Source organism: Variovorax atrisoli 110B (assembly GCF_000382045.1).
Taxonomy (GTDB): domain Bacteria; phylum Pseudomonadota; class Gammaproteobacteria; order Burkholderiales; family Burkholderiaceae_C; genus Variovorax; species Variovorax atrisoli.
Genome location: NZ_KB907452.1, coordinates 331902 through 351675 on the forward strand (window position 1 = coordinate 331902; position 19774 = coordinate 351675).

Sequence of the window (19774 nt, forward strand, 5' to 3'; positions counted from 1 at the left end):
TCACAGGAGGACGTCTTTTTCATGCGCCGTTTTGAACTGATCGAAGGAACCGCCAGCAAATTCTGGGAGATCGAACAGGCAGACACCGAACTCAACATCCGCTGGGGCCGCATCGGCACCGCGGGCCAGAGCCAGACCAAGTCGTTCGCCGACGCCACCAAGGCCGCGGCCGCGCTGACCAAGCTGGTGAACGAGAAGACCGGCAAGGGCTACGGCGAAGTCGGCGTGGACTCCGGTGCTGCCATCGGCAAGACCGAGGCGAAGCCGAAGGCCGAGGCGGCGACACCCAAGACGGAAGCGAGCGCACCGGCATCCGCGGCGACGGCCGAAGCGGCGCCGGCGACGCAGGAAACCGCAGCTCCCACCGAAAGCATCGACACGCAGGCCGACCGCGCCTTCGAGGCGGTGCGCGCGCAGCTCGAAGCCGACCAGCTCAAGCCCACCGACGCGCTGTCGGCCGCGATGCTCAAGCGCCAGCACGGCGTGAGCGAACAGGCCGCTGCGCTGGCCTTCAAGCGCCTCAAGGACCAGGGCCTGCTCTCCGGCTGGGGCACCACCGCCACGCCGGGCAAGCACGCCCAGAAGATCGCACGCCAGCTCGGCGCCGAGGCTGCGACCGGCGCCGCCGATGCAGCAGTCGTGCTGCCCTCCGCTTCCGATGCGGCCGGCAGCGCCGACACGCCGCCGTGGCTGGCCGCCGGCACGCCGATCCGCTTCACGCCCGAGATGCGGCGAGAGGCCTTCGCGTCGCGCCGCTTCCCGCAACCGGTGGAGAACCGCAGCACGACGGCCGCGTGGTACCTCGCACAGCGCAAGCTCGAAGCTTCGATCGACCTCGACGGCACCGACGCCGCGCTGCGCCCCGCCGCGCAGCGCATGCTCGATCGCTTGGGCGCGCAGGCCGCCAGCACAGCGCCGGGCGCGGATACCGAGGCCGACGCGCTGATGCTCGCGCTGGCGCTCGGCACCTCGGGCTACTACGGCGAGAGCGAGCCGGCCGAGGCCATCGTCGACTACCTGGTCGCGCAGTACGGCCTGGTCGATGCCGTCGGCGTGCTGCTCGACGCGCAGCGCGTGCAGGTCGAGACCGACTACAACCACGGCACCAAGAGCCGCAAGAGCCGCTTCACGAGCAGCGTGACCCGCCCGATGAGCAACGGCTGGCGCGGCCCGCTGGGCCAGGGCGAGCAGGCCGTGCGGCGCCACCTGGCCGCGGCACCGCAGGAGGCGTGGCAGCAGGCCCGCGACCGGATCGAGACGGCCCTGCCGCAGCTGCATGCGAGCCGCCGCCCGATCATCGCGATGCTGCTGCCCGATGCGCCCGAGATATCCAACGCGCTGGCGCACTCCCTCGCGGCCGAGAAGGACACGCCCGAGACGCTGCACTGGCTGACGCTCACCGCCACCGAGCCCGCAGCGATCGCGCTGGCCGCGAAGACGCGCGTGGGCTACTCCACCGGCTTCTGGGGCCACGACAACATGGTCGCCACGCTGATCCAGGAACGCGGCATCGATGCCGTCGAAGGCCTGGAGCGCGGCGCCGCCAGCGACGAGGCCGGCGACGGGCTCGCCGCCATCGGCACGCCCGAGGCGGTACAGGCGCTCGCGCGCGTGGCCGGCAGCTCCAAGGCGGCGCTCGCGCGCTTCTCGCTCTCGGTCGACCGCTGGCCGCAGGCGGCGCTGGTGGCGCTGTCGCGGCTGGTCGCCGCCGGCGGCAAGGACGCCAATCTCGTCACGCCCAGCCTCACGCGCCTGCTGCGCGCGCACGCGGGCCTGGTCGACGGCCTTCGGCCCTGGCTCGACGCCGGCGCGCAGGCCGTCATCGACCGCCAGCTCGCGCTGCTGGCCGGCCCGGCCGAGGTGGCCGGCGCCGACGAGCTTCCCGGCGTGCTGGCCTCGCCGCCATGGCTGGCGAAGGTGCAGAAGAAGGCGGCCGGCGCGCTGGCGCTGGAGCCGCTGGCGCTCGCGCCCGTCGAGCGCTGGGACGAGGCGGCGCGCGCGAACGCGCTGAGCGCCAACTCGTGGCAGCAGAGCCGCCATGCGAGCGCGCGACAGGACGTGCGCGTGCTCCTCGACGAGCTGGGCTTCGACCGCAGCAAGAAGCAGCTGCACCCCATGAACGAAGCGGCCGTCGCCGCAGTCGCCGCCGGCGATGCCGATGCGCTGATCGCCGCATGGCGCGCGATGGTGGTCGAGCGCAAGAAGGAGCGCTACTACTGGTTCCGCTTCCAGTCGACCTACGCGGCGATGCTGCCGGCCGCCGTGGGCGTGCCGTTCTGGAACGCGATCGCCGGCGAGGCCGAGGACTACGGCATCGGCCACATCCTCGCGACGCACGGCCTGGCGGTGCTGCCGGGGCTGCTGTCGATGGTGCGCGCCAAGCCGGGCGAGAACCTCTCGTTCGCGCTCTACTACGGCACGCCCGAACTCGCGCTGCCCGCCGCGCGCGCCTTCGCCAAGCTCAAGACGCTGCGCGCCACGGGCCGCGAGTGGCTGCTCAAGTTCCCCGAGCACGCCGCCTGCGGGTTGATCGCGCCCGCGCTGGGCAAGGCCGGCGAGGCGCGCGACTGCGCCGGCTCGGCGCTGCGCCTGCTGCAGGCCAACGGCCACGAGGCGCTGCTGCTCGAAGTCGCCGGCCGCTACGGCAGGCCCGAGGTGGTGGAGGCGCTGCGCGCCGTGCTCGACGAGAGCCCGCTCGACCGCTTTCCCACCAAGCGCGCGAAGCTGCCCGAGTTCTGGCAGCCGCGCGGCTGGCGCCGCCCTGTGCTGAAGAACGGCAAGGCGCTGCCCGACGACGCGCTGGAGCACCTGGGCCAGATGCTCACCTTCCCGACCAACGAAGAGGTCTACGGAGGCATCGCCGTGGTCAAGGAAGCCTGCGACGCCGCCTCGCTCGCCGACTTCGCTTGGGACGCCTTCACCGCATGGCTGGAGGCCAGTGGCCCGAGCAAGGAAGGCTGGGCCCTCACCAGCCTGGGCCACCTGGGCAACGACGACACCGCGCGCAAGCTCACGCCCTTCATCCGCGCCTGGCCCGGCGAGGCTTCGCACGCGCGCGCCGTCACCGGCCTCGACGTACTCGCCAACATCGGCAGCGACGTGGCGCTGATGCTGCTCAACGGCATCGCGCAGAAGGTCAAGTTCAAGGGCCTGCAGGACAAGGCGCGCGAGAAGATCGACGCCATCGCCGAGGCGCGCGGCCTGAGCACCGAGGAGCTCGAGGACCGGCTCGCGCCCGACCTCGGCCTCGACGAGCAGGGCACCATGCGGCTGGACTTCGGCCCCCGCGCCTTCAAGGTGGGCTTCGACGAGACGCTCAAGCCCTACGTGCGCGAGATCGGCGCCGACGGCGTGGCCGGCGCGCGCCTGCCCGACCTGCCAAAGCCCAAGAAGACTGACGACGCCGAGCTGGGCAAGGAAGCCGTCGAGCGCTTCAAGCTGCTCAAGAAGGACGCGCGCACCATCGCCAGCCAGCAGCTGCTGCGCCTCGAAGTCGCGATGTGCACCCGCCGCCGCTGGACGCCCGAGGTGTTCCGCACCTTCCTGGTCGAGCATCCGCTGGTGCGCCACCTGGTGCAGCGCCTGATCTGGGGCGTGTACGAGGTGGCCGGCGGCGGCAGCTACGGCGGCACGCTCAAGGCCTGCTTCCGCGTGGCCGAGGACGGCAGCTGCACCACGGCCGAGGACGACGCTTTCGAGCTGCCCACGGGCGAGAACATCCGCATCGGCGTGCCGCATGCGCTCGAACTGCCGCCCGCCGATGCCGCGGCCTTCGGCCAGGTGTTCGCCGACTACGAGCTGCTGCAGCCCTTCGCGCAGATCGGCCGCGACGTCTACACGCTGACCGAGGAAGAAAAGGGCAGCAACAAGCTCGAACGCTGGAAGAAGGCCAAGGTTCCCACCGGCCGCGTGCTCGGCCTGGTCAACAAGGGCTGGCGCCGCGGCGAGGCGCAGGACGGCGGCGGCATCTGGTACTTCACCAAGCCGCTGGGCACCGACCGCGTGATCGAGCTGTACCTCGACCCGGGCATCATCGTCGGCATGGTCGACGAGTACCCCGAACAGGAACTCGGCGAAGTGCAGGTCGGCAAGCCTTCGGGCTGGGGCAACATGCAGAACGCGGAGACGCTGAACCAGCTCGATCCGATCTCGGCGAGCGAACTCATTCGTGACATGGAGGGCCTGCGGGCATGAGCGCCGGCCCGGCGCTTCCACCCGAACTGCAGAATGCCCTGCCGCCCGGGGAGCCCGGCGCCAGGCCGCTGCCCAAGCCGGCTGCGCTGGCCGCGCTGCGCAGGAAGGTGCTCGACAGAGGCGAGGTCTACTGGATCGCCGCGCTGCTGCTCGAGCCGCTGGAGCTGCGGCCACCGGCCACGCGCAACTGGCTCGAAGGCGCAATGGACGCCGCCGACACGCGGCTGCTGGGCCTGATGCTCGCGCGCAGTCGCGTGCAGTCCTACGGCGGGAACGACGAGCTGGGCGACGCGCTGGTGCATTGGCTGGCGCTGCAGCATGGCGTGAGCGCAGCCTTCGATGCGCTGCTGCACGCGGCGCGCTGGCGCAGCGAACGCGGCGGCGCCAACCCGATGCGGCAGGACCTCCCCCTGGACGCCGACGACGGCTCGGACATCCGCGCGTTCTGGGGCAATCCGAACAGCCCGCTGTGGCAGCTGCGCGGCCACTGGATGCTCGCGGACCCGGAAACGCGCGCCGCCTGCCTCGAAAGGCTGCGCGGCCTCTCACCACAGATACCGCTCATGGCGCGCGCCCGCTTCGCCATCGTGCTGCCCGAGCTGGGCAAGCTCGCGCAGGAGTTGCTCGACAACGCCACGCCGGGCCAGCTGGAACACCGCGGCCCATGGCTGCCCTGGGCCGCGGGCCGCCCGCTGGCCGAGATCGCGGGCGATGGCGATCCGCTGCTCGAGAGACCCGCGCTGCTGGCAGTGCTGCTGCGCGCGCACGGCGATGCGCTGCTGCCGGTGCTTCTGGACCTCGCCTCGCGCCGCCAGAGCGCCGCCGCGGCCTGGGCGCTCGCCGCCTTCGATGCGCCCGAAGCCGCCGAAGCGCTGGCCCGCATGGCCGCCACCGAAGCCTCCTGCATCAAGGCCTTGGGCTGGGCCGTGGGCGAACGCCCGGAGCAGGGCTTTCTCGCGCTGGCGCGGGTGCTGGAGGACGGCGGGCTGCCCAAGGCAGGTGCCGCGCGCCTCACGCCGCTGCTCAAGACGGTGGCCGGGTCGCTGGGCGAACGGCTGGCGGTGCTGCTGCCTGCGCTTTCGGCCCCCGTACGGCGGCAGCTGGGCGCTGTCGCCGAGCAGGCCGGTTCTGCACCCACCGCCTTGGCCGATCGCGAACGCTGGCCGGCGGTGCTGGCCGCGCCGCCCTGGATGCAGCCCTCTGCGCAAGCACAAGCGCTGGTGATCGAAGGCCTACCCATGCTCGACATGCCTCCGGAAGAAGACTGGGGCGACGAGATCCGCAATCACTGGATCAGCCGCGACCGGTCCTACGCCCTGAGCAGGCCGATGGAAGCCGAGAAGGCTGTCTGCGAGCGGCTACAGGGCTGGACGCCCGACGAAGTCGCGGCCCTGCACACCCGCGCGCCGCAAGAGCTGCAGCGCTTCATTGCCGACTGGCAGCGCGCGCACGACCCGTCGGCGCCCGACAACCGCCAGTACAGCCAGTACGTGGCGGTGGCGGCCGCATGGTTCCTGCCGCCTGCCACCGGGCTGGCCTTCTGGAACGCCGTCGGCAGCGGCAATCCCGAGCCGCGCCCCGGCGGCTTCGTCGCACGCTTCGGCACAGCCGCGCTGCCGGGGCTGCTGCGCGCACTGGCCAATGATGGCGACGAATACTTCGTGGCGCGCTTCATCGGCGCGCCGCAGATCGCTCCGTTCATGGCACAGGCGCTCGCGCGCCGGCCCACACGGCGTAAGGACGCGCTGCAATGGCTGTCGCGCTTTCCGCAGCATGCGGTCGCCGGCCTGCTGCCCGCCGCACTGGGCACGCCCGGCGAGGAACGGCAGCAGGCCCGCGCCGCGCTGCGCACGATGGCCGCAAGAGGGCATGCCGAGGACGTACTCGCCGTCACCGGCCGCCACGCCGACGCCGCCGTGGAGGCCGCTGTGCAGGCGCTGCTGGCCGAGGACCCGCTACGGGACTTTCCCTCGCGCATCCACGCGCGCAGCAAGCTGCCTGCCTTCTGGCAGCCCGCCGGCTGGCGCAGGCCGCGGTTGCGCGAAGACGGCCTTGCATTGCCCGACGAGGCGCTGCACCCGCTGGGCCTCATGCTCAGCTTCGCGCCCGATGCGCCCCAGGGTTACGCCGGGCTCGACGCCGTGCATGCCGCCTGCGATCCACAGAGCCTGGCCGACTTCGCGTGGGATGTCTGCGAATCGTGGGAGGCCGCTGGCGCGGGCGCGCCCGGCAGTTGGGCGCTGCGCGCGCTCGGTCTGGTCGGCACCGACGACACGGCCCGCCGGCTCGGCGCCCTGGTGCGACGCTGGAGCGCGCCGGGCTCCGGCGGCACCCCCACGCGCATCAGCTGGGCGCTCGAAACACTCGCTCGCCTGGGCAGCGATGTCGCGCTCATGCAGCTCGATGCGATCGCGCGCAAGAACCGCATCACGTCGGTACGGCTGACCGCAAAGGAAAAACTCTCGCAGGCCGCCGCCGAGCGCGGCCTGAGCAGCGACGAGTTGGAAGACCGGCTCGCACCGGACCTCGGCCTCGACGAACGCGGCAGCCTGCTGCTGGACTTCGGGCCGCGTCAGTTCCAGGTCGGGTTCGACGAGTCGCTGGTGCCCTTCGTGCGTGAATCGGTCGACGGCCGGCCCCGCGCGCGGCTGGCCGTGGCGCCGCGACCGCGCGCGAGCGACAACGCCGAACTCGCCGCGGCGGCCGTGGCGCGCTTCAAGGCCCTCAAGCAGGACGCCGCCACCGTCGCGGCCCAGCAGCCGCTGCGGCTCGAACGCGCGATGAGTACCGGCCGCGGCTGGCCCGTTGCCGACTTCCGCCGCTTCATCGCCGAGCACCCGTTGATGCGCCACCTGGCTGCGCGGCTGGTCTGGGGCGTGGCGGGCGACGGCCGTGGCGCACACGGCGTCCCGCTGCTGAGCGCTGCCTTCCGCGTGAGCGCCGAAGGCGAATGGGTGGACGTTGACGAAGCGCCGCTGTCGCCGGCCGATGCCGCACACATCGTCGTCGCGCACCCGCTGCAGTTGAGCGACGCGCAGATCGCAGCCTTCTCGCAGCAGTTCGTCGACTACGAGCTGATCCAGCCCTTCGACCAGTTGCACCGCGCCGTGCATTCGCCTACCGAAGAAGAACGCACGCAGGACGCACTCTCCCGCTGGTCGGGTCGCATCGCGCGGCCCGGTCCGCTGTGGGCGCTGGAGTCTCGCGGCTGGCTGCGCGGGCGCGACGGCGGCGGCGCCTACGACCACGCCTGGCGCTCGTTGCCGGGACGCCGCGCGCTCTCGCTTCGCTTCGGACCCGGCCTGCACAACGGGGGCGCGAGCGAAGACCAGACGCTGAGCGTGCTGCACTACGGGCACCCCATCGGCGAACTCGACCCCATCGTCTTCAGCGAGGCGGTGCGCGACATCGAAGCACTGGGCGCGCGCTGAGGAGGCCGGCGAAGGCACTGCCCGAAGACTCCGCACATTCCGCTCTGCTATGTTCTCGCCGGACGCGTGCCATTGCACGCTCCGGCGCCATCCTCTGATTCGACATCCACACAGATCCCGACACATGGCCACATCACGCAAGCCGATCGACACACAGCAAGGCGGCGGCACCGCCGCGCTGCAGCGCCCGCCGGCGGAAATCCTCTACGCCGACCAGCTCGCCCGCCTGCGCGCGAAGGACAAGGACCCGCGCCCGCCGGGCTGGGCGCTGAGCCTGAAGGCCGCGCGCTCGTTCATCCTGGGCGACGCGGCGCTCGACATCGCGCCGAAGATCGTCGCGCCCGTGGCCAGCATCGAGCGCATGCTGGTCACGCTGGCCACCGGGCGCGGGCTGATGCTGGTGGGCGAGCCGGGCACCGCGAAGTCGATGCTGTCGGAGCTGCTGGCCACGGCCATCTCGGGCATCTCGACGCTCACCATCCAGGGCGGCGCATCGATCACCGAGGACCAGATCAAGTACGGCTGGAACTACGCGCTGCTCATCAACGAGGGACCGAGCCCGCGCGCGATGGTGCCGGCGCCGCTGTACACGGGCATGCAGCAGGGCCAGGTGGTGCGCTTCGAGGAAATCACCCGCGCGCCGCTCGAAGTGCAGGACTGCCTGCTGGGCATGCTCTCCGATCGCGTGATGGCGGTGCCCGAGCTCTCGGGCGAGCACGGCATGCTCTATGCGCGCGAGGGCTTCAACATCATCGCCACCGCCAACACGCGCGACCGCGGCGTGAACGAGATGAGCGCGGCGCTCAAGCGCCGCTTCGACTTCGAGACGGTGTTCCCCATCCTCGACTTCGACCGCGAGCTGGCGCTGGTACAGGAATCGTCGGCGCGGCTGCTCGCGCAGAGCGGCATCCCGAAGACGGTGCCCGAGCCCGTGCTGGAGCTGCTGGTGTCGACCTTCCGCGACCTGCGCGGCGCGCCCGCGAAGGGCGATGGCGGCGGCAGCAGCAGCAGCGACGGGGCCATGGACCGGCTCACCGCCGTGATGTCGACCGCGGAAGCCGTGAACGTGGCCCACGCGGTGGGCGTGCGCGCGTGGTTCCTCGAACAGCGCGAAGGCTCGCCCGCGGACCTGGTCGATTGCATCGCCGGCACGGTGGTCAAGGACAACGCGGACGACCGCGCGAAGCTGCGGCGCTACTTCGAGCAGAAGGCGGCCAAGCGCAGCGGGACGCACTGGCGCGCCTACTACGAGGCTCGCCACAGACTGCCGTGATATGAGCAAACCCCCAGGCTTCGCGCACTTCGTGTCGCTTCGCCAACCCCCTTGCAGGGGGCAACACCAGCGGCCCGGCAGAGCCGGTTCCGCGGTGTTTCGCGAAGGGCCTTCGCTTCGCTTGGCGCGTCATATGAGCAAACCCCCAGGCTTCGCGCACTTCGTGTCGCTTCGCCGACCCCCTTGCAGGGGGCAACACCAGCGGCCCGGCAGAGCCGGTTCCGCGGTGTTTCGCGAAGGGCCTTCGTTTCGCTTGGCGCGTCATATGAGCAAACCCCCAGGCTTCGCGCACTTCGTGTCGCTTCGCCAACCCCCTTGCAGGGGGCAACACCAGCGGCCCGGCAAAGCCGGTTCCGCGGTGTTCCGCGAAGGGCCTTCGCTTCGCTTGGCGCGTCATATGAGCAAACCCCCAGGCTTCGCGCACTTCGTGTCGCTTCGCCAACCCCCTTGCAGGGGGCAACACCAGCGGCCCGGCAGAGCCGGTTCCGCGGTGTTCCGCGAAGGGCCTTCGCTTCGCTTGGCGCACCATCGGTGACGAGGATGAGCGAATCACCACACATCGTCGGCGTGCGCCACCACAGCCCCGCGTGTGCGCGGCTGGTGGCCGAGCGCATCCGTGCGCTGCGGCCCATGTACGTGCTCATCGAAGGCCCGGCCGACTTCAACGAGCGGCTCGACGAGCTCTACCTGCAGCACAGCCCGCCGGTGGCGATCTACAGCTATCTGTCGAGCGACCGCACGCACCGCGGCTCGTGGTCGCCCTTCGCCGAGCATTCGCCCGAGTGGCAGGCGCTGCAGGTGGCGCGCGAGGTGGGTGCCGCCGTGCGCTTCATCGACCTGCCGGCCTGGCACGACGCCTTCTCGCGCATGGAGAACCGCTATGCCGACGTGGCCGACCATGAGCACGAGGAACGGGCCGAGGCCTACGAGCGCGCGCTGACCGAGAAGCTCTCGGTGCAGGGCCGCGATGCGCTGTGGGACCACCTGTTCGAGGACGGCTGCGACGTGGCCGAGCTCGCGCAGCGCCTGTCCACCTACTTCGATCATCTGCGCGGCCAGGACCCCGGCTCGCTGGGCAACCAGGCGCGCGAAGCCATGATGGCGCGCTGGATCGCCTGGGCGATGGCGCAGCCGGGCGAGCCCGGCCGTGCGCAGGCGCTGGTGGTGTGCGGCGGCTATCACGCGCCGGCGCTCGCGCGGCTGTGGCAGGGCCTGCCCGCCACGCTGCCCGAGACGCCGCAGCCATCGCCCGAGACCACCGACGAGGACGAAGACGAGTCGCAGCCAGCCCAGCCGCCGGGCCCGCAGGCCCCTCTGCGCTTCGGCTCCTACCTCGTGCCCTACACCTTCAAGCGCCTGGACGCCTTCGCGGGCTATGCCTCGGGCATGCCGTCGCCCGCCTACTACCAGTGGCTGTGGGACCACGGCCCCGAGGGCGCCGCGCACCGCGCGCTGCAGCTGGTGATGCAGCGCCTGCGCGACAAGAAGCTGCCCGCCTCCACCGCCGACCTCATGGCCGTGCACCTGCGCGCCCAGGGGCTCGCGCGGCTGCGCGGACACGACAAGCCGCTGCGCTCCGACTGGCTCGACGCGCTGGCCGGCGCGCTGGTGAAGGACGCGCTCGATGCGCCGCTGCCCTGGACCTATCGCGGCAGGATCCGTCCCGGCACCGATCCCGTGCTGGTCCAGGCCATGGACGTGCTGGCCGGCGACACCGTCGGCCGCCTCGCGCCCGGCACGCCGCAGCCGCCGCTGGTGGCCGCCGTGCAGGCCGAGCTGGGCGCACACGGCATCGCGCTGCGAGGCCAGCTCAAGCTCGACCTGCTCGCCGAAACCGACCGCGCGAGGAGCCGAGTGCTGCATCGCCTCGCCATCCTGCGGCTGCCCGGCGTGCGGCGCACGCAGGGGCCGAAGCTCGCGATGTCGGGCGAACGCACCGAGCTGTGGTCGCTTTCCGAGCCGCTGGAGCAGCAGGCCGCGCTGATCGAGGCAGGTGCCTGGGGCGCGAGCCTGCACGACGCGGCACGCGCCCGGCTCGAAGACGACCTGCGCCAGGCCCGGGGCCGCATCGGCCCGCTGGCTGAAGGCCTCAACCAGGCCGCCTGGGCGGGGCTTTCCGCGCTGAGCGACACGCTGCTGCGCGAGCTGCGCGGGGCGATCGCCGCCGAGCCGCGCTTCGAGGCGCTGGGCCCTGCCATTTCGGTGCTGCACACGCTGCTGCGCCACGGCCAGATGCTGGGCATGGCCGACGCGCCGGTGCTGCGCGTGGTGATCGAGTCGGGCTTCGACCGCGCGCTGTGGCTGCTGGAGCCGCCCGCGGCCATCGCGCCGGCCGACATGCAGTCGCACCTCGAAGGGCATCTGGCACTGCGCCGCATCGTGGCCGACGCGCTGGCGCATGCGCAGGATCATTCCAACGCGCAGCCGCTGCTCGACCTGGAGCCGGCCCGCGCGCTCGCCGTGTGGCAGCGCAAGGCCGCCGACACCGCCGCGGCGCCCGTGAGCCGCGGTGCGGCGCTGGGCGCCACGCTGAGCCTGGCTGGCCGTACGGACGATCCGCATGCGCAGGGCGAGAGCGGCGCGGCCGAGGCCATGCAGCTGCTGCAGTCGCTGCCCCCGCCGGTGCTCGGCGACGCGCTCACCGGGCTTCTGGCGCTCGCGCGCGAGCAGCTCGCTTCGGAGCCCGCCTTCGTCGCCGGCATGGACCGCACCGTGCAGGCCCTGGACAACGCCGATTTCGTGCGCGCCATGCCCAGCCTGCGCGCCGCCTTCGCCTGGCTGCCGCCGCAGGAGCGCGGCCTGCTCGCCGACCAGGTGCTCACGCTGCACGACGCCACGCACCTGTCGCGCCGCACCCTCACCGCCCACCGCAGCGGCGAAGCCCCGCCCGAACAGCTGGCCGAAGCCCGCCGCGTGGAGGACGCGGTGTTCGCGCGCCTGGCCGCCTGGGGCGTGACGCTGGAAGAAGAAGAAAAAGACATCGAGAAAGCCCCTCGCCCATGAGCCTCGACATTCCCGATCCGCTGCAACGCTGGCGCCTGCTGCTGGGCGATCCGGCCGAATCGGCCTGCGGCGGACTGAGCGCCGAGGCGCAGGCCGCCGACGCCGCGCTCGACTGGCTCTACGGCCGCGACACCGACCGCGAAAGCCGCGGCGAACGCAGCGCGGGCCTGGGCCCCTCGGCTCTGAGCACGCCGGACTGGATCAACACCATCCACACGCTCTTCCCGAAGGAAGTGATCGAGCGGCTGGAGCAGGACGCGGTCGAGCGCTACGGCATCGACGAGGTCGTGACCAACCTCGAAGTGCTGGAGCGCATCGAGCCTTCCGAATCGCTGCTGCGCGCGGTGCTCCACACCAAGCACCTGATGAACCCCGAGGTGCTGGCCGCCGCGCGCAAGCTGGTGGCCGAGGTGGTGCGCCGCATCATGGAGAAGCTCGCCACCGAAGTGCGCCAGGCCTTCAGCGGCAGCCGCGACCGGCGCCGCCGCTCGCGCATGAAGGTGGCGCGCAACTTCGACTTTCGGCAGACGCTGGCCGCCAACCTGCACCGCTACGACCCGCAGCGCCGCAAGCTCTACGTGGAGCACCCGGTCTTCATCAGCCGCACGAAGCGGCATGCCGAGCCGTGGGACATCGTCCTGCTGATCGACCAGAGCGGCTCGATGGTCGATTCGGTGATCCACAGCGCGGTGATGGCAGCCTGCCTGTGGCAGCTGCCCGGCATGCGCACGCGCCTCGTGGCCTTCGACACGGCAGTGGTCGACCTGACGGCCGACGTCTCCGACCCCGTGGAGCTGCTGATGAAAGTGCAGCTCGGCGGCGGCACCGACATCGCGAAGGCGGTGGCGTATGCGCAGTCGCTGGTCGCCAACCCGGCGAAGAGCATCGTGGTGCTGGTGAGCGACTTCTACGAGGGCGGCAGCGAATACGAGCTGGTGCGGCGCGTGAAGGCGCTGGTCGAATCCGGCGCCAAGGTGCTCGGGCTGGCCGCGCTCGACTCGAACGCCGAGCCCAACTACGACCGCGAGATGGCCGCGCGCCTGGTGCGCGAAGGCGCGCAGATCGGCGCGATGACGCCGGGCCAGCTCGCAGGCTGGCTGGCAGAGAAGGTGCAGGGATGAGCGGCGACAACATCGCATCGCCGTCGAGGGCCGACCTGCTCGAGCTCACGCCGGAGGCGCTCACCGCGCTGGCCAACGCCGGCTTCGTCAAGCGCGCGCAGAAGGACGTGGCGGCCGGCCTGCTGCCCAAGCTCGAGACCGGCGCCGACGGCACGGTGCAGGCACAGTTCGACGATGGCGTGCGCACCAGCCTGCCGCCGGGGCGCACTCTGCGCGATGCGCAGTGCAGCTGCCCCGCCAGCGGCATGTGCAGGCATCGGGTGATGCTGGTGCTGGCCTATCAGGCGCTGGCGAAGGCGAATGCAACGCCGGCGGAAGCCGGCGTATCGATCGCCTCCGCCGAAGCCTCGCCTCCCGAGCCAGAGACCGCGTGGAGCCCCGCGCAGTTCGACGATGCCGCCATGGCCGCGAGCTTCGCCCCATCCGTGCTCGATCAGGCCGCGAAGCTCGCCGCCGCGCGGCCCGTGGTCGGCGTGCAGGCCTGGCGCAGCGCAAGCGCGCCGCCCGTCGCGCGCCTGCCGATGTGCAGCGTGCGTTTCTTCTCGCGCAGCTCGCTGGTCCATGCGCGCTGCGACTGCAAGCAGGGCGGCGGCTGCGCGCATGTGGTGATCGCGCTGTGGGCGTTCCGCCAGGCCGGTGCGCTGGAGCCAGGCTCGGCGGAAGTGATGGTCGAGGTGCAGCCGGCCGCGTCCTCCGAAGAAGACGCGGCCGCTTCGCCCGCGCCCTCCGTGATGCAGGGCGAGGCTGCCGCCGCGCTGCGCTCGGGCATCGACGCCCTGCTGCTGTCGCTGTGGCTCGACGGATCGAGCCAGCCGGCGATGGCGCTGGCCGCCCGCTTCGAGGCCGTGCGCGAACAGGCCCGCACGCTGGGCTGGAGCTGGGTCGACGACGCGCTCGACGAACTCTGGCAGCTCCTGCAGGCGCAACAGGCGCGCAGCAGCCGCTTCGACCCGCTGCGCCTGCTGCGCGTGACGACCGAGCTGTGGGCGCGGCTGCGCGCGGCGGCGCATGCCGCGCGGCCGCCCGAAGGCACCAGCCGGCCCACGCTGCCGGCCAGCCAGATCCTCGGCATCGGCGTGAAGGGCGAAGTCGCGCTCGACCATCTGCGGCTGGTCTCGCTCGGCGCCGAACTCTGGTCCGACGAGACGGCGGAGGGCGCAAGCATCCTCTTCGCCGACCCCGACACCCAGAACGTGACCGTGCTGGAGCGCCAGTGGTCGCGCGCCGCCGATGCCGCCGCAGGCGGTGCCGCGCCCACCCTCATGAACCGTCGCATCGCGGGTTTTCCGCTGCGCCAGTTGGCGAGCGGGCAGGTCATCACCAAGACCGCGACCCGGCGCGCCAACGGGCTGGTCGACATCACGGCCGGCGCGCGGCAGACGGGCGTGCTGCCGCTCTCACCCAAGTCGTGGGACGACCTCGTCGCGCCGCTGAGACAAGGCAGCGTGGCCGCGCTGGTGGCGCACCTGCGCGAGGCGCAGCCGGATTTCGTCAAGCCCAGGCAGGCCGCGAGCGGCGCTTCCGCCGGTGCCTCGGGCCAGTTGCACGTGGTGGCCTTCGAGCGCATGGAGGTGGCGTCGTGCCATTGGGACGCCGCGGCACAGGTGCTCCATGCCCGGCTGGGGCAGGCGCCGGCAACGGACGAGCAAGACGACACAAGCCCGCACGAGAACGATGCGCCATCGCTGCTGCACCTGGCGCTGCCCCATCGCGCAGTCACCCCCGGCGCCGTCGACGCACTGGCCCGCACCCTGGCCGGCGAGCACGGCGCACTGCGCGCAGTGGCGGGCACGGTGCATCTGCAGGGCGATCAGGCCATCATGCAGCCGCTGACCCTGCTCACCGAACAGCGCGCCGTGGTGCTCCAGGTCGAGACCGCCGCGCCGCAGCCGCTGGGCCTGCAAAGCGACATCGAGGAGGTGTCCGCGCTCAACGCACTGGCCGGCGACACCCTGGAACTGCTGGCCCTGTGGCTGCGCCAGGGCCTGCGCCACCAAAGCGGCGGCGCGCTGTCGCGGGCACAGGCTCAGGTGCTTCGGCTGAAGCAGGCCGGCCTGGGGCGCAGCGCAGCGCTGCTGGGGACGGTGCTGGAGAACATGCGCTCGGCGCAAAGGCCGGCGCTGGTGGCGCAGCTGGCGATGCTCAGGTTGGCGATGCAGGGGGTGGCGCAGTCGGCCTCCGCATGAGCCAGGAAAAGAAGAAAACCCCTGAGCCCATTCAGGACTCAGGGGTTTCTTGCTTGGTGCCGCTTGTCGGAATCGAACTGACGACCTTCCGCTTACAAGGCGGGTGCTCTACCAATTGAGCTAAAGCGGCTGAATTCCAGTGCGTGATTCTAGTGGCGCCGCCGACCGGTCCGGCCGGGCATCGATCGCCACGCGCGCCTGCCTGTTGCTTACTTGATCCGCTTGAGCGACGGTCGGGTGCCACCACCGGATGGCGGCCGCGGCGGCTCGTCCGGGGAATCTGCATCGACCGTCTCGCTGCCGTCCTCGCCCGTCACCAGGTGGACGATCTTGCCGGCATCGCCTTCGGGGGCGCCACTGCCGCCGCGGGAAGCATCACGCAGCGGCGAGCGTGCGGGTGCCTGGGCGGGAGCCGGCGCATCGGCATGGCCCTCTTGGGGAGCAGCCGGAGCCGGCGCGGGAAACGCCATGCCCTGCCCGTTCTCGCGCGCATAGATCGCGATCACGCGCCCCACCGGCACGCTGATTTCACGCGCCGTGCCCGCAAAGCGGGCCTTGAACTCGATGAAGTCGTTGCCGAGCTTGAGCGAGCTGGTCGCGTCGAAGCTGATGTTGAGCACGATCTCGCCGTTCTTCACGTACTCGCGCGGAACCTGGACGGTCTCGTCGACCTGCACCGCGACGTAGGGCGTGAAGCCGTTGTCGGTGCACCATTCGTACAGCGCCCGGATGAGGTATGGGCGGGTGGATGACGACTCGAGCGCGTTGATCATGAAATTGGTACCAAACAATCGCGAATCGCGGCCTCGAATCGGCCACCGTCTCTTCGCGGAACACCGCGGAACCGGCTTTGCCGGACCGCTGGTGCTGCCCCCTGAAGGGGGTTGGCGAAGCGACACGAAGTGCGCGAAGCCTGGGGGCGATCTTAATTACTTTCGCATGACCTTTTCGGACGGGGTCAGTGCTTCGATGTAGGCCGGGCGCGAGAAGATGCGTTCGGCGTACTTCAGCAGCGGCGCAGCGTTCTTGCTGAGGTCGATGCCGTAGTAGTCGAGGCGCCACAGCAGCGGCGCGATGGCCACGTCGAGCATCGAGAAGTTGTCACCCAGCATGTACTTGTTCTTGAGGAACACGGGTGCCAGCTGCGTGAGGCGGTCGCGGATGTGCGAGCGGGCCTTTTCGAGCGCTTTCTCGTTGCCCTTGGTGGTGCGGTTCTCGAGCGTCGAGACGTGCACGAAGAGTTCCTTCTCGAAGTTGAGCAGGAACAGGCGCACGCGGGCGCGGTCGACCGGGTCGCCGGGCATCAGCTGCGGGTGCGGGAAGCGTTCGTCGATGTACTCGTTGATGATGTTCGACTCGTACAGGATCAGGTCGCGCTCGACCAGGATCGGCACCTGGCCGTACGGGTTCATCACGCTGATGTCTTCGGGCTTGTTGTAGAGATCGACGTCGCGGATCTCGAAGTCCATGCCCTTTTCGAACAACACGAAGCGGCAGCGGTGGGAAAAGGGGCAGGTCGTTCCTGAATACAAGACCATCATGGCGAGAGACTCCTAAAAATCAAAAAGAGTGGGTCGCGTTGGCAACCCACTCTGTGGGACCGGACACCCGAAGGTATCCGGTCGGCGTGCACGGAACTACTTGACGTCTTTCCAGTACGAGGCGTTCAGCCGCCACACGAACACCACCGACATGGCCAGGAACAGCAGCACCCACACGCCGATGCGCACGCGGGTGTTCTGAGCCGGCTCGGCCATCCATTGCAGGTAACTCACAAGGTCGCCGACCGCATTGTCGAACTGCACGGGCGTCATGGTGCCGGGAGTGACTTGCTCCCAGCCCTTGAACACCTCGGTTTCGTGGCCGTGCTGTTCGACCTTGGTGTAGACCGGGCGGCGCTCGCCTTGCAGTTCCCACAGGGGGTTCGGCATGGCGACGCTCGGGAACAGCAGGTTGTTCCAGCCGGTGGCCTTGGTTTCGTCGCGGTAGTAGGTGCGAAGGTAGGTGTAGAGATAGTCGGCGCCGGTGCCGCCGTGGCCGGCACGCGAGCGCGCGACCAGCGTGAGGTCGGGCGGCGTGGTGCCGAACCAGTCCTTGGCCTGGCGCGCGTCGATGTTGGCCTTCATGGTCTCACCGACCTTGTCGGTGGTGAACAGAAGGTTGTCCTTGATCTGCTGCTCGGTGATGCCGATGTCCTGCAGGCGGTTGTAGCGCATGAAGGCGGCCGAGTGGCAGTTCAGGCAGTAGTTGACGAACAGCTTGGCGCCGTTCTGCAGCGCGCTCACGTCGTTCGTCTTGTTGGGTGCCTTGTCCCACGCGATGCCGCCGGACTCGGCCGACGCCGCTGCGGAGAAGGTCAGGCCCAGCGCGAGACCCAGTACAGCGAGCCAGCCGGAAATGCTTTTCTTCATAGTGTTTCTCTCAGCTCTCTTGGCTTCTGGTTCTCATCAATGGGCGGCGAAGACCACGCGCTCGGGCACGGTCTTGAATTCGCCCTTGCGGCTCCACCACGGCATCAGCAGGAAGAAGCCGAGGTACACGAGCGTGCCGATCTGCGAGATGGTCTGCGCGATGTCCAGCTTGAACGAGCCGATGCCCAGCTCGCCCCACACGCCGGGAGGCTGGATGCCCAGGTAGCCGAGGATCAGGAAGAAGAACACGAAGAGGCCGTACACGTACTTGTGCCAGCCCGGACGGTAGCGGATCGACTTGACTTCGCTGTGGTCGAGCCAAGGCAGGAAGAACAGGATGATGACCGAGCCGCCCATGACGACCACGCCCCAGAACTTGGCGTCGAAGGTCTTGAGCAGGAAGATCACCACGGCGGCCGCGACGATGATCGCGATCTTCAGGCCCGTGCCCGACTTGCCCTTGACGAAGTTCCAGATCGCGGCCACGGCGATGATCAGCGAGAACACGTTGACCATGTCGTCGGTGGTCGCGCGCAGCATCGAATAGAACGGCGTGAAGTACCACACCGGGGCGATGTGGTTCGGCGTCTTCAGCGAGTCGGCCGGGATGAAGTTGTTGTATTCGAGGAAGTAGCCGCCTGCCTCGGGGGCGAAGAAGATCACCGCCGAGAAGATCGTGAGGAACACCACCACGCCGAAGATGTCGTGCACGGTGTAGTACGGATGCGACGGAATGCCGTCCAGCGGATGGCCGTCGGGTCCGCGCTTGGCCTTGATCTCGATGCCGTCGGGGTTGTTCGAGCCCACTTCGTGCAGCGCGATCAGGTGGGCGACCACCAGGCCGAGCAGCACCAGCGGCACGGCGATCACGTGGAAGCTGAAGAAGCGGTTCAGCGTGGCGTCGCTCACCACGTAGTCGCCGCGGATCAGCAGGGCCAGGTCGGGACCGACGAACGGGATGGCGGCGAACAGGTTCACGATCACCTGGGCGCCCCAGTAGGACATCTGGCCCCAGGGCAGCAGGTAGCCCATGAAGGCCTCGGCCATCAGGCACAGGAAGATCGCGCAGCCGAACACCCAGATCAGCTCGCGCGGCTTGCGGTAGCTGCCGTACATCAGGCCGCGGAACATGTGCAGGTACACCACGATGAAGAACGCCGATGCGCCCGTCGAGTGGATGTATCGGATCAGCCAGCCCCACGGCACGTCGCGCATGATGTACTCGACCGATGCGAACGCCTGGTTCGCGTCGGGCTTGTAGTGCATGACCAGGAAGATGCCGGTGACGATCTGGATCACCAGGACCAGCATCGCCAGCGAGCCGAAGATGTACCAGAAGTTGAAGTTCTTCGGCGCGTAGTACTTGCCCCACTGGTCGTTCCACAGCTTGCTCAGCGGGAAGCGGTTGTCGACCCAGTTCAGCAGCTTGGCGCCGGCGGGTGCGTTGGGGGAGATCTCGTGGAATTCAGCCATGTTCTTCTTCCGCCTCAGGCCTTCTTGGAGTCTTCACCGATCAGGAGCTTGGTGTCCGACAGGTACATGTGCGGCGGCACCGGCAGGTTGTCGGGCGCAGGCTTGTTCTTGAAGACCCGGCCGGCCAGGTCGAAAGTCGAACCGTGGCAAGGGCAGAGGAAGCCGCCTTCCCAGTCGTTCGGCAGCGAAGGCTGCGGACCGGCCTGGAAACGGTCGGTCGGCGAGCAGCCCAGGTGGGTGCAGATGCCGACCACGACGAGCACGTCGGGCTTGATGGAGCGGTGCTCGTTCTGTGCGTACTTGGGGGTGAATTCGTCGGGGTGGCGCTTGGAGAGAGGGTCGGCCAGCTGGCCGTCGAGCTTGGGGAGTTCCGCGATCTGCTCGGGAGAGCGCTTGAGGATCCAGACCGGCTTGCCCCGCCATTCGACCGTGATCTTCTCGCCGACCTTCAGGCCCGAGATATCGACCTCGACCGCAGCACCCGCAGCCTTGGCCTTCTCGGAAGGCTGGAAAGTGCTCACAAAGGGGATGGCGGTGGCCACGCCGCCCGCCACGCCAGCGCAGCTGGATGCAATCAACCACGTGCGCTTGCTGGTGTCGATCCGGTGCGTGCCGGAGGTCATGTCACTCATGGGGGATCCTCTTGTCTTCTTCGCTGGAGCAGGAGTCAACCCGCGATTGT

The 19774-nt window shown here is 70.0% G+C and carries 11 protein-coding genes and 1 tRNA gene; 6 read left to right on the forward strand and 6 right to left on the reverse strand.

Annotated features, from left to right (window positions below; all coding sequences use genetic code 11):
• Nucleotides 1-21 precede the first annotated feature (21 nt).
• From G369_RS0112650 to G369_RS0112675, 6 genes are all read left to right on the forward strand, one after another.
• A complete protein-coding gene (locus G369_RS0112650) occupies nt 22-4194 on the forward strand; it encodes a WGR and DUF4132 domain-containing protein (RefSeq protein WP_019654372.1) in 4173 nt (1390 codons plus the stop codon).
• The gene (locus tag G369_RS0112655) at nt 4191-7625 is read left to right on the forward strand and encodes a DUF4132 domain-containing protein (protein WP_019654373.1); all 3435 of its coding nucleotides are present in this window, start codon (nt 4191-4193) and stop codon (nt 7623-7625) included. The genes G369_RS0112650 and G369_RS0112655 overlap by 4 nt, the downstream gene beginning before the upstream one ends.
• Nucleotides 7626-7749: 124 nt before the next feature.
• Nucleotides 7750-8898: an ATP-binding protein gene (locus G369_RS0112660; RefSeq protein WP_019654374.1), complete on the forward strand. Its 1149-nt coding sequence runs from the start codon at nt 7750-7752 to the stop codon at nt 8896-8898.
• Between the two features lie 540 nt (nt 8899-9438).
• Nucleotides 9439-11901, forward strand: a complete 2463-nt coding sequence (locus G369_RS0112665; protein ID WP_019654375.1) for a DUF5682 family protein — start codon at nt 9439-9441, stop codon at nt 11899-11901.
• The gene (locus G369_RS0112670; RefSeq protein WP_019654376.1) at nt 11898-13022 is read left to right on the forward strand and encodes a VWA domain-containing protein; all 1125 of its coding nucleotides are present in this window, start codon (nt 11898-11900) and stop codon (nt 13020-13022) included. Before G369_RS0112665 ends, G369_RS0112670 begins: the two co-directional genes overlap by 4 nt.
• Nucleotides 13019-15208: a YehQ family protein gene (locus tag G369_RS0112675; RefSeq protein WP_019654377.1), complete on the forward strand. Its 2190-nt coding sequence runs from the start codon at nt 13019-13021 to the stop codon at nt 15206-15208. Before G369_RS0112670 ends, G369_RS0112675 begins: the two co-directional genes overlap by 4 nt.
• Nucleotides 15209-15262: 54 nt before the next feature.
• Here G369_RS0112675 and G369_RS0112680 read toward each other — a convergent pair.
• The 6 genes from G369_RS0112680 to petA form a co-directional block, all read right to left on the reverse strand.
• Nucleotides 15263-15338, reverse strand: a tRNA-Thr gene (locus G369_RS0112680).
• A gap of 79 nt (nt 15339-15417) precedes the next feature.
• The gene (locus tag G369_RS0112685) at nt 15418-15981 is read right to left on the reverse strand and encodes a ClpXP protease specificity-enhancing factor (protein ID WP_019654378.1); all 564 of its coding nucleotides are present in this window, start codon (nt 15979-15981) and stop codon (nt 15418-15420) included.
• 156 nt (nt 15982-16137) lie between these two features.
• On the reverse strand, nt 16138-16749 hold the full coding sequence (locus G369_RS0112690; RefSeq protein WP_007835362.1) for a glutathione S-transferase N-terminal domain-containing protein: 612 nt from the start codon (nt 16747-16749) through the stop codon (nt 16138-16140).
• 96 nt (nt 16750-16845) lie between these two features.
• Complete coding sequence (locus tag G369_RS0112695) at nt 16846-17619, reverse strand: cytochrome c1 (RefSeq protein WP_019654379.1); 774 nt, start codon at nt 17617-17619, stop codon at nt 16846-16848.
• 36 nt (nt 17620-17655) lie between these two features.
• A complete protein-coding gene (locus G369_RS0112700; RefSeq protein WP_019654380.1) occupies nt 17656-19092 on the reverse strand; it encodes a cytochrome b in 1437 nt (478 codons plus the stop codon).
• A gap of 14 nt (nt 19093-19106) precedes the next feature.
• Nucleotides 19107-19724 carry a ubiquinol-cytochrome c reductase iron-sulfur subunit gene (gene petA / locus G369_RS0112705; RefSeq protein ID WP_019654381.1) on the reverse strand — a complete coding sequence of 206 codons (618 nt, stop codon included), beginning with the start codon at nt 19722-19724 and terminating at the stop codon, nt 19107-19109.
• Nucleotides 19725-19774 lie beyond the last annotated feature (50 nt).

Excerpts from the sequence above, each read along its gene's own strand:
- G369_RS0112650 (WP_019654372.1), top strand. The coding sequence starts at position 22 with ATGCGCCGTTTTGAACTGATCGAAGGAACCGCCAGCAAATTCTGGGAG.
- G369_RS0112655 (WP_019654373.1), top strand. The coding sequence starts at position 4,191 with ATGAGCGCCGGCCCGGCGCTTCCACCCGAACTGCAGAATGCCCTGCCG.
- G369_RS0112660 (WP_019654374.1), top strand. The coding sequence starts at position 7,750 with ATGGCCACATCACGCAAGCCGATCGACACACAGCAAGGCGGCGGCACC.
- G369_RS0112665 (WP_019654375.1), top strand. The coding sequence starts at position 9,439 with ATGAGCGAATCACCACACATCGTCGGCGTGCGCCACCACAGCCCCGCG.
- G369_RS0112670 (WP_019654376.1), top strand. The coding sequence starts at position 11,898 with ATGAGCCTCGACATTCCCGATCCGCTGCAACGCTGGCGCCTGCTGCTG.
- G369_RS0112675 (WP_019654377.1), top strand. The coding sequence starts at position 13,019 with ATGAGCGGCGACAACATCGCATCGCCGTCGAGGGCCGACCTGCTCGAG.
- G369_RS0112685 (WP_019654378.1), bottom strand. The coding sequence starts at position 15,981 with ATGATCAACGCGCTCGAGTCGTCATCCACCCGCCCATACCTCATCCGG.
- G369_RS0112690 (WP_007835362.1), bottom strand. The coding sequence starts at position 16,749 with ATGATGGTCTTGTATTCAGGAACGACCTGCCCCTTTTCCCACCGCTGC.
- G369_RS0112695 (WP_019654379.1), bottom strand. The coding sequence starts at position 17,619 with ATGAAGAAAAGCATTTCCGGCTGGCTCGCTGTACTGGGTCTCGCGCTG.
- G369_RS0112700 (WP_019654380.1), bottom strand. The coding sequence starts at position 19,092 with ATGGCTGAATTCCACGAGATCTCCCCCAACGCACCCGCCGGCGCCAAG.
- petA (WP_019654381.1), bottom strand. The coding sequence starts at position 19,724 with ATGAGTGACATGACCTCCGGCACGCACCGGATCGACACCAGCAAGCGC.